The 11,590-nt window shown below is 61.1% G+C and carries 8 protein-coding genes; 1 reads left to right on the top strand and 7 read right to left on the bottom strand.

Annotated features, from left to right (window positions below):
* Window positions 1-367 precede the first annotated feature (367 nt).
* A complete protein-coding gene (locus QRN20_RS21175; protein ID WP_004884350.1) occupies window positions 368-826 on the bottom strand; it encodes a GNAT family N-acetyltransferase in 459 nt (152 codons plus the stop codon).
* 290 nt (window positions 827-1,116) lie between these two features.
* On the opposite strand from QRN20_RS21175, the gene QRN20_RS21170 reads away from it, so the two are divergent.
* Window positions 1,117-1,872, top strand: coding sequence for a substrate-binding periplasmic protein (locus QRN20_RS21170; protein WP_058430901.1), 756 nt, complete (start codon window positions 1,117-1,119; stop codon window positions 1,870-1,872).
* Here the strand turns inward: QRN20_RS21170 and yccS are convergent.
* From yccS to QRN20_RS21140, 6 genes are all read right to left on the bottom strand, one after another.
* A complete protein-coding gene (gene yccS / locus QRN20_RS21165; protein ID WP_058430902.1) occupies window positions 1,835-4,033 on the bottom strand; it encodes a YccS family putative transporter in 2,199 nt (732 codons plus the stop codon). The two genes, QRN20_RS21170 and yccS, sit on opposite strands and share 38 nt — an antisense overlap.
* Before the next feature lie 114 nt (window positions 4,034-4,147).
* Window positions 4,148-5,326: a BaiN/RdsA family NAD(P)/FAD-dependent oxidoreductase gene (locus tag QRN20_RS21160; RefSeq protein ID WP_029244254.1), complete on the bottom strand. Its 1,179-nt coding sequence runs from the start codon at window positions 5,324-5,326 to the stop codon at window positions 4,148-4,150.
* Window positions 5,327-5,443: 117 nt separating this feature from the next.
* Window positions 5,444-6,781 carry an ATP-dependent RNA helicase DbpA gene (gene dbpA / locus QRN20_RS21155; protein WP_244998704.1) on the bottom strand — a complete coding sequence of 446 codons (1,338 nt, stop codon included), beginning with the start codon at window positions 6,779-6,781 and terminating at the stop codon, window positions 5,444-5,446.
* A 317-nt stretch (window positions 6,782-7,098) separates the two neighbouring features.
* On the bottom strand, window positions 7,099-8,511 hold the full coding sequence (gene mdtD / locus QRN20_RS21150) for a multidrug transporter subunit MdtD (RefSeq protein ID WP_122425813.1): 1,413 nt from the start codon (window positions 8,509-8,511) through the stop codon (window positions 7,099-7,101).
* A gap of 10 nt (window positions 8,512-8,521) precedes the next feature.
* Window positions 8,522-9,847, bottom strand: a complete 1,326-nt coding sequence (locus QRN20_RS21145) for a TldD/PmbA family protein (RefSeq protein WP_122429478.1) — start codon at window positions 9,845-9,847, stop codon at window positions 8,522-8,524.
* Window positions 9,847-11,289, bottom strand: coding sequence for a TldD/PmbA family protein (locus QRN20_RS21140; RefSeq protein WP_122417858.1), 1,443 nt, complete (start codon window positions 11,287-11,289; stop codon window positions 9,847-9,849). Before QRN20_RS21140 ends, QRN20_RS21145 begins: the two co-directional genes overlap by 1 nt.
* Window positions 11,290-11,590: the final 301 nt, after the last annotated feature.

Here is an 11,590-nt window from a genome sequence, read left to right as displayed (position 1 = left end):
CCTTCACCCACGTCGCAATCGGCGGTGTCCGCACTATCGCGCAAAAAAGCACGGCGGCGCCGCTGTCTCACTGGATCGCCAGATGACTTGTGTATAACGATGAGCACGGAGCGATGGGCACGATCAAATAACTAACCCCCTGGTGCGCAGTACAGGCCAAAGACCTGCCCGAGGCGTGGGGGCTATTCTTGAAGCGAACGCTAGCACGGCCCCATTGGCTGATCAAATTTGATCAATTCCGCCGCATAAGTGAGGCACAGCGGCCTTCTTGTGTCGAACTATCAGGCTGAGCTAGCCTGGACATTAATCACTTCGAGCGTTCAATTCTCGCCACGCCGCTTTTGTAACCGACGCAGACCAGCTGCCCTCACTCCAGATCCCGACGCATGCCGATGTGCGGGATGTCGTCTTCCAGGTAGACCTCGCCCACCGGGTTGAAGCCATAACGGCTGTAGTAGCCCTGCAGGTGCGCCTGCGCCGACAGGTAGATGGGCTGGTCGGGCCATTTGCGTTCGGCGTGTTCCAGTGCCTGAACCATCAGTTCGTGGCCGATGCCTTTGCTGCGAATCGAGGGTGCCGTGACCACGCGGCCGATGGTCACGTCGCCGCCCTGCTGGATGGGGTCGAGCAAGCGCAGGTACGCGACCAGTTGGTCTTCCTGCCATGCCATCAGGTGGCAGGTGTCACCTGTCAGGTCCTGTCCGTCGACGTCCAGGTACACACATTGCTGTTCCACCACGAACACCTCGGCGCGCAGTTTCAGCACGGCGTAAAGCTGTTGGACGTTCAGCTCGGTGTGGTGTTTGCAGATCCATTTGATAGACATGTTGCCGACTCGCAGAGAAACCAGAAGCGAAGTCTAAACGCATCTGGCGTCATTCCCAATAAACGCTGACACTGGGATGAATATCGTCCAGGGAGCATCGCAACAACGGCCAGCGTCATCGTCCGCAAACAGGCCGGTCCGTTGTGGGGAAGAACCAGACTCTGCTGCACGCTTTTGACTTGTTTATTGGCTGTTTTGGGTCTTCACTCAGGCTCAGCGTCATCCTTATGGAGGGTGGCCTCGCCGTTGTCAGGTGTTGACCCGGCAAGCGTCCTTTCAGGAATCCAGGCATGCCGTATCTGCTTCGAGCGTTGGGGTTGCTGGTGGTGTTGGCGATGGCATCTGCCAATGCCGCTGAAAGGCTGCGTCTTGTTGCCGACCCGTGGCCACCTTTCACCGACGCCTTGCTGCAAAATGGCGGGCTTGCGACCGACATTGTCAGCACCGCACTCAAGCGTGCCGGTTACACGGTCGAGTATCAGCAGGTGCCTTGGGCCAGAGCCCTGCTGGCCCTGAGCGAGGGGCGTCAGGATGTGCTGGTGAATGCCTGGTTCAGTGAGGACAGAAATCTGATCGGGCAGTTTTCCCAGCCTTATCTGGTCAACCGCATACGCCTGCTCAAGCGCAAGGACTCGCCCATCGCGCCGCAGACTCATCAGCAACTGCATGCCTACATGATCGCCATCGTGCGCGGCTATGCCTACTCGCCTGAATTCGACAACGACTCGCTTCTGCAAAAGATACCGGTGCAGAGTTTCTCCATGGCGATTCGCATGCTGGCGGCCGAGCGCGTGGACCTTGCAATCGAGGACGAATACGTGGCCCGCTATAACCTGTCGCTGGAAGCAGAGGACGTACGTGAGCGGGTAGAATTTCTGCCCGGCTCAGTGAGCGAGAACGGCCTGCATATTCTGGTCAGCCTGAAGCATCCGAAGCATGCCGAGATCGTCGCGGATTTCGATCGGGAAATTGCCGCCATGAAAGCTGACGGCAGTTACGACGAGCTGTTCAGACGGCATGGTCTGGGACCGCCTGCGGCGCTTTGATCAAATGAGCCGCCAGGGTTCGTAGTGGGGCGAGCTGGCGACAGATCAACGCGAGCTGGGTCTGCACCAGTCGCTGGCTTTCATCCATCTCTTCCGGGATCTGCTCAAGCTGCGCGGCCAGTGCCTCTTCTTCATCGCTCTGCACGGCGACGCTTTGTTTCTCGGCCAGACCACGGGCAATTTCGTCGATGCTGGCGGCGAGTCTGGCGCCTGCGCCGTCGATCAAGTGCTCGTGAACATCGCTGGGCAGCTGTGTATCCCGGTGTGCACCCAGACCCGACAAATAGCTCAGCAAAGTGTGCGACAGCACCAGAAAACGGAACCCGACGTCGGCTTCCTTGCGGAAGTGTCCGGGCTCCATGAGCATGTTGGCCAGCGTCGTCGACAGCGCTGCATCGGCATTGTGGGCGTTGCGCCGCGCCAGTCGATATGCCAGATCGTCGCTCTTGCCCTTGGCGTACTGCTGCATGATCTGACGCAGGTAGGTGCTGTTGCAGGTCAGGGTATTGGCCAGCACCTTGTTCAGGCGCCGCCCCTGCCAGTCCGGCAGGAACAGGAACACGGCAAGACCCGCGATCAGGCTGCCCAGCAGCGTATCGAACAACCGTGGCAGGAACAGCCCGTAGCCGTCGCCCACCTGGTTGAAACAGAACAGCACCATGACCGTGATCGCGGCCGTCGACAGCGTGTAGCGCGTGGTCCGGTTGACGAAGAACACCACGCCGGCCAGCACTGCGCACATCGATTGCAGAATCGGGCTGGTGACCAGATCGAACAACACCCAACCGACCGTCAGGCCGATGGCCGTGCCGATGATCCGCTGTCCGAGTTTGCGCCGGGTCGCGCCGTAGCTCGGCTGGCAGACGAAGACCGTGGTCAGAATGATCCAGTAGCCTTGCGAGGGGTGAATCAGATGCACCATCGCATAACCGATCGTCAGGGCCAGCGGCAGGCGCAGCGCGTGTCGAAACAGCAGCGAGGTCGGGGTCATCTGCAGGCGCAGGCGCGTCCAGACATCCTTGAGGTTGCGCGGCGAACGGTCCAGCAGACTGCTGTCAGTCGCATCGGCCAAGGCGTCCGGGTTGCTGGCGTCGCTGATCAACCGGTCCAGGGTGGTGAGGTTGGCGGCCAGGGCGCGCAGCGAGCGCAACAGTCCGCGCCAGGCCGGATTGCTCTGAATACGCAGGTGTTCCAGCGAGGCATGCAGGTCTTCCATGGCCTCGGCAAAATTGGGGTCGTAGACGAATGGCTGACGCAACTGGATGGATTCCGACAACGCCTGGCACGCACTGCCTTGCTGGCGCAGCAGACGCTGGCAGCGGAACAGCACGTCGCTGTGGAAGAACGCGTCGGTCAGCGAGTTGTAGGGGTAGTGCGACGAGCTGGCGCGCTCGTGAATGTCCTGAGCGATGAAATACAGCTTCAGGTAGCGGCTGACTTTCGAGCCGGGCCGACCGCTGCCGACCCGGTGCAGAATGATTTCCTTGGTCGCGTTCAGTGCAGCGACCACCTTGCCGTTCTGCTGAGCCAGTTCAAGACGCCGGGCTTCCACGTTCAGGGTGCGGATGGGTTCGAACAGCGTCGATTTGAGCTTCAGGTATTGCCCCAGCTCGCGAAACAGGCGGGCAAGCGCTTGCTGCACGGGCTGGTTGGAAAACAGCATCTGCCACACCACCGACAGCAGGCCGTACCACGCGGCACCGGCGACCAGCAGCATCGGTTCATGCCAGAAATCCAGCACTTCACCGCCCCGCTGATCCACTCCGATCATGGTGTAGACCGACAGAATCAGCGTGCCATAGGCAATCGCGCCGTAGCGTTCGCCCAGCGCGCCGAGCATGGTCAGGCAGAAGCTGGCCAGCGCCAGCGAGCAGACGAACAGCCAAGGGTAGGGAAACAGTAATTCGACGGCGAGGGCGGCGATGCTGAAACACACCAGCGTCACGGCTAACGCATTGAGGCGGCCTTGCCAGCTGTCGTCGGTCTCGGCCAGGGCGCTGGCGATAATCCCCAGGAACAGCGGGATCAGCAACGCCATCTCGTTCTGATACCAGCACAGCGCCATGCTGCCGGTCAGGGCAATGAAGACTCGAACGCTATAACTGAATTTATCCAGCGCCCACAAACGACGGAAAGTATGACGAAGCGATTTCGATGCCATGAATAAGCTGACGGCCTTGTGCTCAATTAATCGATCCTGCAGGAGGATATGTACAGACCAAACGGCTGGCTGTACATCCGACTCGCAAAATTTATACCGGCATTCAGTGTTGCGTCACACGTATTGCGCTGCAGCGTAGGCCGATGCCCACGCCCATTGGAAATTGAAGCCGCCCAGGTGGCCGCTGACGTCCAGCACTTCGCCGACAAAATACAGACCGGGCGATTTCAGCGACTCCATGGTCTTGGAAGACACTTCACGTGTGTCGATCCCACCCAGCGTGACCTCGGCGGTGCGGTAACCTTCGGTGCCCGCCGGAATGACCTGCCAGCTCGCCAGCTTCTCGGCGATGTCGGCAAGCTCGGCGTGGGTGTACTGCTTCATCGGTTTGGAGACGAACCAGTGCTCGGCGATCAGGTTGGCCATCTTCTTGGTGAAGATCTCGCCCAGCAGCGTCTTCAGCTCACTGTTGGGGCGTTCGGCCTGTTGCTGCGCCAGCCAGGCTGGCACGTCATGATCGGGCAGCAGGTTGATTTCCACGGTGTCGCCAGGCAACCAGAACGAGGAAATCTGCAAAATCGCCGGGCCGCTGAGGCCACGGTGAGTGAACAGAATGTTCTCGCGGAAGCTGGTGTCGTTGCAGCTCACCAGACAATCCACCGAGGTGCCCGACAACTCGGTACACAGCGTTTTGAGCTGATCGGTGATGGTGAACGGCACGAGGCCTGCGCGCGTCGGCAGCAGCGTGTGGCCGAATTGCTTGCCGACCTGATAGCCGAAGCCGGTCGCGCCCAGTGTCGGAATCGACAGCCCGCCGGTAGCGATCACCAGTGACTGGCAATCCAGCGTGCCGAGCGTCGTTTGCAGGCGGTAGCCCGAGTCGGTCTTTTCGATCTGCTGCACCGAGGTGTCCATGTGCAGGCTGGCACCGGCCTGTCGGCATTCCTCCAGCAGCATTTCCAGAATGTCGCTGGACTTGTTGTCGCAGAACAGCTGGCCGAGCTTTTTCTCGTGATAGGGCACGCCGTGTCTGGCGACCATCTCGATGAAATCCCACTGGGTATAGCGTGCCAGCGCCGACTTGCAGAAGTGCGCATTCTGCGAGAGGAAGTTGGCAGGCTCGGTGTACATGTTGGTGAAGTTGCAGCGCCCGCCACCGGACATGAGGATCTTCTTGCCGGGTTTGTTGGCGTGATCGATCAGCATAACCTTGCGCCCGCGACTGGCAGCGGTAAAAGCACACATCAAACCTGCGGCGCCAGCGCCAATGATTACAACGTCAGTAACGGGCACAGCATGGTCCTCGGGAATCGCCTGCATGGACGCTGCGCGTCCGCTTCTTGAAATGACGCTGAGCGCCACGGGCTGCGTACCCACGTTTGCCGTGGGCACGATCATCGTCGGTAAAGGTTACAGAATCCGTACGCGCAGCGACTTGCCTTTGATCTTGCCGTTGTTCAGGCGCTCCAGCGCCTGTTTGGCCATGCTGCGCTCGACCGCCACATAGGCCTGGAAGTCGAAGATCGCGATCTTGCCGACCTGAGTGCCCGGAATGCCGGCTTCGCCTGTCAGCGCACCGAGGATGTCGCCTGGACGCAGCTTGTCCTTGCGACCCGAGCCGATGCACAGCGTGGTCATGGCGGGCAGCAGCTTGCCGCCTTCCTTGATGCTCAGCTGGTCGTATTGCTGCCAGTTCAAGGGTGCTTTCTGCAGCTCTTCGATGGCACGGGCGCGCTGGCTTTCCGACGGCGCCACGAGGCTGACCGCGATGCCTTTCTCGCCTGCACGACCGGTCCGGCCGACGCGGTGGATGTGGATTTCCGAATCGCGTGCCAGTTCGACGTTGATCACCATGTCCAGCGCATCGATGTCCAGACCGCGTGCCGCCACGTCAGTCGCGACCAGCACCGAGGTGCTGCGGTTGGCGAACATCGCCAGCACCTGATCACGGTCGCGCTGCTCCAGATCGCCGTGCAGGCCGACGGCGGACATGCCTTTGGCGGTCAGGTGGTCGACGACTTCCTGAACCTGCTGCTTGGTGAAGCAGAATGCGACGCAGGAGGTCGGGCGGAAATGACCCAGTACCTTGACCACCGCTTCCAGACGCTGCTCGGGGGAGATTTCGTAGAAAATCTGTTCGATCTGGCTGTCGGCGTGCAGCGCCTCGACCTTCACGGTCTGCGGATCGCGCATGAACTTCGACGACAGCTGTTTGATGCCGGCCGGGTAGGTGGCCGAGAACAGCAGGGTCTGGCGACGCTGCGGGGTCTGCTCGATGATGTCGGCGATGGCGTCGTAGAAACCCATGTCCAGCATGCGGTCGGCTTCGTCGAGGATCAGCGTGTTCAGGCCGTCCAGCACCAGCGAGCCTTTACGCAAGTGCTGCTGAATACGGCCCGGCGTGCCGACGATGATGTGCGCGCCGTGCTCCAGCGAGCCGATCTGCGGGCCGAACGACACGCCGCCACACAGGGTCAGCACCTTGATGTTGTCTTCCGAACGCGCCAGACGACGGATTTCCTTGGCCACCTGATCGGCAAGCTCACGGGTCGGGCACATGACCAGTGCCTGACAGCCGAAAAAGCGCGGGTTGATCGGGTTCAGCAGACCGATGCCGAAGGCGGCGGTCTTGCCGCTGCCGGTCTTGGCCTGAGCGATCAGGTCCATGCCCTTGAGGATCACCGGCAGGCTCTGCGCCTGAATCGGTGTCATTTCGGCATAACCAAGCGACTCCAGGTTAGCCAGCATGGCAGCGGACAGAGGCAGAGTATTGAAAGCGGTGTTTGTCACGACGATGGACCTGCAAAACAAAAATGTCGCGCAGTGTATCAGGTCCGGGGGACGGCTCAGATGGCGATGTCGATAAATGGCTTATCGGCGTGCTGTTCAGTGCCCGGTGATGATCGTTCCCTCCGTCCGTGGTCGCGGCAAGACTCGGGTATAACGCTGAGCACAAACATGGGCATGATCGGCGTGCTTGAGATCACGCTGATCGTTCCTACGCTCCGCGTGGGAATGCCTCCCAGGACGCTCCGCGTCCGATTCCGGACGCGGAGCGGATCCACTCATACCACTTTCTTGCGCCCCTCGTTCGCAGGCAGTTGCAGGAAAATTCCCGCTGCGAACATCGCCAGTATGCCGACGCTCAGGAAGGTCATGTGGAAAGCCCCCAGCACGTCGCTGACCTCGCCTGTCGCCACCTCGTCACTGAATCCGCCCAGCAGGGCAGCGGCGCTGGCCACCCCCAGGCTCAGCGACAGTTGCGCCACCACCGACAGCAGGCTGTTGCCGCTGGCGGCGCTGGCGTCATTCAGGTCGATCAGGGTCACGGTGTTCATGGCGGTGAATTGCAACGAGTTCACCGCACCCAGAAGCCCCAGATGCACCAGCAACACCCAGTACGGCGTGTCCACCTCCACCAGTGCGAAACTCGCCAGCAGCAAGCCCAGCAGCAGCGTGTTGCTGGTCAGAAGGGTGCGATAGCCCAGGTGCTCGATCAGCCAGCGCGCCACGGTCTTGGCGAACATCCCGGCAGCGGCCAGCGGCAGCATGCTCATGCCTGCCTCGGACGGCGAGTAGCCCAGCGCGACCTGCAGCAGCAGGGGCACCAGAAACGGCAGCGCGCCGCTGCCGAGTCGCGCGAACAGGTTGCCCATGATGCCGACCGCGAACGTGCGCGTACGAAACAGTGAGGGCGCAAACAGCGGCGCGTCGATGTGCCCGGCCCGCAGCCAGTAAGCCGCCAGACAGCCCATGCCGGCGAACAGCAACAGCACCACGCGCATGTGCGGCAGGTGCAGTTCGCCCAGGCCTTCCAATGCAATGGTGATCAGCACCATGGCCGCGCCGAACAGCACGAACCCGACCCCGTCGAAGCGGGTGCGACCGCCGCCGGGAATGTCCGGGATGAAATGCTTGACCGCATAGCAGCCAATGATCCCGACCGGAATGTTCAGCAGGAAAATCCAGTGCCAGCTCAGGTATTCGACCATCCAGCCGCCCATCGTCGGACCGAGCAACGGACCGATAAGCCCCGGCACTGTGATGAACCCCATGATCCTTACCAGCTCAGAGCGTGGGTAAACCCGCAGCACGATCAGCCGCCCGATGGGCACCATCAACGCGCCGCCCAGCCCCTGGATCACCCGCGCACCCACCAGCATGCTCAGCGAGTTGGACAGTGCACACAGCAGCGAGCCGAAGCTGAACAGCAGGATGGCGCTGAAGAAGATCCGCTTGATCCCGAACCGGTCGGCAATCCAGCCCGAGGCCGGGATCAGCAGCGCAATGGTCAGCATGTAGGCGATGACCACCGACTGCATGCGCAGTGGATCTTCGGCCAGTGAGTTGGCCATGGACGGCAGAGCGGTGTTGAGAATCGTGCCGTCCAGGCTTTGCATGAAGAACGCGATGGCGATGACCCAGGGCATCCAGCGCAGGGTCTTGTCGTCCATGACGTGCGTGGCAGAGTTGGCCATAAGCTCCTTGTTATAACGTGAGGGTCAGTCGGCTGATCAAAGCACCCGGCAATTGAATGGATCCTGTCTGGCGCTGACTGTAGGTGCTCGATTGCAGAATGAGTTCCCTTTCATGCGTCAGATCTTCCAGTGCGCTGCCCAGCAGGCTGTAAGCACTGTCGTCGAAACGCATGGTGCTGACCGGCGCGACGATTTTGCCATCCTCGACCCAAAAGGTCGCAAAACGCGTCATGCCGGTCAGACGGCCTGCAGCCTGATCGGAAAAGTTCAGGTACCAGAGGTTGCTGATGTACAGCCCTGTGCCCAGCTTTTGCAGCACCTGATCCAGCTCCAGCGAACCGCCGGCAATGGCCAGTGCGCTGGGCCATTCGCCGTAGTCGGCACCGTTGGCCTGCAAGTCGTATTCGGCGGCGCTGCTGGAATCCACCAGTTGCTCGCCCGCCTTGCCGTCCGCGACTAGGGTCAGATCCTTGCGCGGATAGCCTTCGCGGGAGAACGCAGGCGACAAAGAGCCGCTGACCTTCTCCTCGATGCTGACCAAGGGACTGAACTGCGCGTCGCCGTTGTACAGGCGCTGCAACGGGCTGCGCTTGCTGGCAATCGCCTGTGCGGAAAACCCGCCCCAGCTCAGCATGCCGATGACTTCGTCCAGCGCTGCCGGAGCGAGATAGGCGCGATACTGTCCGGGTTCGAGGGTATGCAGCGGGCGACTCAGATAATCCAGCTGCTCGCGGGCCTGCTCGAAGCGGCGCGTGAACGCCTCGTTGTCCCAGTCGTGACCGGCATAGTTGGCTTTCACGGCCTGACCGTTTTCGTGAAACAGGCTCCAGTCGAAGTTGAAGCTGTTGGCCTGATGCCAGCCCAGCGCTCCCCATGAACTGGCGAAACCCCGGTACAGCGGGCCAGATGCGTAGAAACCGACCAGATCCAGCCCTTGAGCCAGTTCGCTGATCCGCTCCACAACCTGCCCGCTGTCAGGCAGCGGATTTTCCTGCACATTGTTGCTCTGCCAGGATTGGGTGTTGGGCAACAGATACGGGTCCTTCGACAGCAGTGGCAGCGTTTCGCGCAGTTGCTGCAGGGCATCGGTCAAACGTTGCGCATCGGTGTCGGTGTCTCCGGACAGCGTCACTTCCAGATTGGCATGACGGCCGTCATCGATCAGCTTCAAGCTCAAAATGGCTTGCTGTACTTGCCCTGCCTGGCGCACCTGGCCATGGTTGAAGCGGATGAAGTCCGACGCCTCGGCGTCATAGGCCAGGGTGAACTGTTCGGTCGGGCGGATGGCCGCCTTGAGCAAGGCGACCAGTGCTTCGAATTGCTGTTGCTGAGCCATCAGGCATCTCCTCCAAACACATCCACCTGGCTGAAGACACACGCGGGCGTCGCGTGGCCGACCCGGATCACCTGGTTAGGCTCACCCTTGCCGCAGTTCGGCGTGCCCAGCACTTTGAAGGTGCTGGCATCGCCCACGGCGCTGAGGCTTTTCCAAAAGCGTGCAGAGATCGCCCGATAGTTGGGGTTCTTCACCACGCCTTTGAGTTCGCCGTTCTCGATCAACTGGCCCCATTCGCAGCCGAACTGAAATTTGTTGCGCGCGTCGTCGATGGACCACGAACGGTTGCTCGACATCAGAATGCCGTGCTCAATGTTGCCGATCAGTTTGTCCATCGATTGATCGCCCGGCTCGATGTTCAGGTTGGCCATGCGATCGATGGGCGGACGGTTCCAGTTGCTGGCGCGGCTGTTGGCCACGCCATCCAGGCCGCTGCGGTATTGCGACAGTGCGCCACCCAGCGGACGTTGAAGCAGGCCGTCGCGGATCAGGAATTGCTTGCTGGCTGCCGTGCCTTCGTCGTCATGGCCGTAACTGGCGAGCTGCTCTGGGATGTCCGGGTCGAACGTCACGTTGAGCAGGTTGGAGCCGTACTGCAGGGTGCCGAAGTCCGACATTTTGACGAAGCTGGTGCCTGCGTAATTGCGCTCATCGCCCAGGATCCGGTCCAGCTCCAGCGGGTGGCCGATGGACTCGTGAATCTGCAGCACCATCTGGTCCGGCATCAACAGCAGGTCGCGCGGGCCTGACGGTGTGTTGGGCGCCAGAATCAACTGCAACGCTTGATCGGCGACTGTCGCTGCCGCGCCGATCAAACCGCAGTTGCTCAGCACCTCAACGCCGCCCTGCTGACCGAAATTCTGACCGCCCAGGCTGCGGGTCTGGCTGTCGCTTCCGTCGTAGGCCGTAACACTCATCCCCGGAAAGACAAAGCGCTGTGCCTGACGCAGCTCGGCACCGGCGGTGTTGAAGTAGATCTGCTCGACGGTCTCCAGCCCCAGCTCTGCCTGCCAGTTGACCAGCCGCTCGTCTTTCGGGACGGCCGTGGACTCGCTCATCAGCAGGCCGATGCAGTCGCTCAGCGGCGGAAACGCCTGGTTGAAGTTTGGCGAGAAGTAGTCGGCCTTTGCGGTGGAGACGGGTTGTGCACTCAGGTCCAGCAGCGCATGCGGCGCCAGACGGCGGGCCATGGCCTCGGCCTGATGCAGGGCAGCCTGCAGGCCGTTCTGAGATATGTCGTGGGTTGCGGCGTAGGTTTCAACGCCATTGAGGCGAACCGTCAGCATCGCGCCTTCATCGGTGAACAGCGAAGGCGGCTCGGCCACGTTCTTGCGCACAGACAGACGCTGGCCGTTTCGACGGACATAACGCACGGAAAAGAATTGTGCATCGCTCTTGAGGGCAGCAAACCGCTGCTTGAGCTGAGCGGAGAAATCGAACATGCAGACAAGCTCCTTCTTGAGGGCGGTCGGTGAAGTCCGGACGGTCTTGTGGACCGATTGCCTTGAAGACGGAGATTAACCCGAGGACGGGCCGTGCTGCACCCGTTGGGTTGAGATAGACGCTTGCGTGATCCTGGTGTGGAGCCCTGCGTCTGCTCCCGAATGGGACGCGGAGCGTCCCGGGCTACGTGCCCACGCAGAGCACTCATCGTTATACACAAGTCAGCCTCGACACTGATCGTGCCTACGCTCTGCGTGGGTATGCCGCCCGTGACGCTCCGCGTCACAAATGGCACAGACT

The organism is Pseudomonas sp. fls2-241-TYG-175, from assembly GCF_030209155.1.
GTDB lineage: Bacteria > Pseudomonadota > Gammaproteobacteria > Pseudomonadales > Pseudomonadaceae > Aquipseudomonas > Aquipseudomonas viridiflava.
Note: the sequence above shows the minus strand (reverse complement) of the source record. Positions and strands in the feature narration are given on the sequence as shown.

What these genes read in the sequence shown, in the direction of transcription:
- QRN20_RS21175 (WP_004884350.1), bottom strand. Translation starts at nt 826, where the DNA reads ATGTCTATCAAATGGATCTGCAAACACCACACCGAGCTGAACGTCCAA.
- QRN20_RS21170 (WP_058430901.1), top strand. Translation starts at nt 1,117, where the DNA reads ATGCCGTATCTGCTTCGAGCGTTGGGGTTGCTGGTGGTGTTGGCGATG.
- yccS (WP_058430902.1), bottom strand. Translation starts at nt 4,033, where the DNA reads ATGGCATCGAAATCGCTTCGTCATACTTTCCGTCGTTTGTGGGCGCTG.
- dbpA (WP_244998704.1), bottom strand. Translation starts at nt 6,781, where the DNA reads ATGCTGGCTAACCTGGAGTCGCTTGGTTATGCCGAAATGACACCGATT.
- mdtD (WP_122425813.1), bottom strand. Translation starts at nt 8,511, where the DNA reads ATGGCCAACTCTGCCACGCACGTCATGGACGACAAGACCCTGCGCTGG.
- QRN20_RS21145 (WP_122429478.1), bottom strand. Translation starts at nt 9,847, where the DNA reads ATGGCTCAGCAACAGCAATTCGAAGCACTGGTCGCCTTGCTCAAGGCG.
- QRN20_RS21140 (WP_122417858.1), bottom strand. Translation starts at nt 11,289, where the DNA reads ATGTTCGATTTCTCCGCTCAGCTCAAGCAGCGGTTTGCTGCCCTCAAG.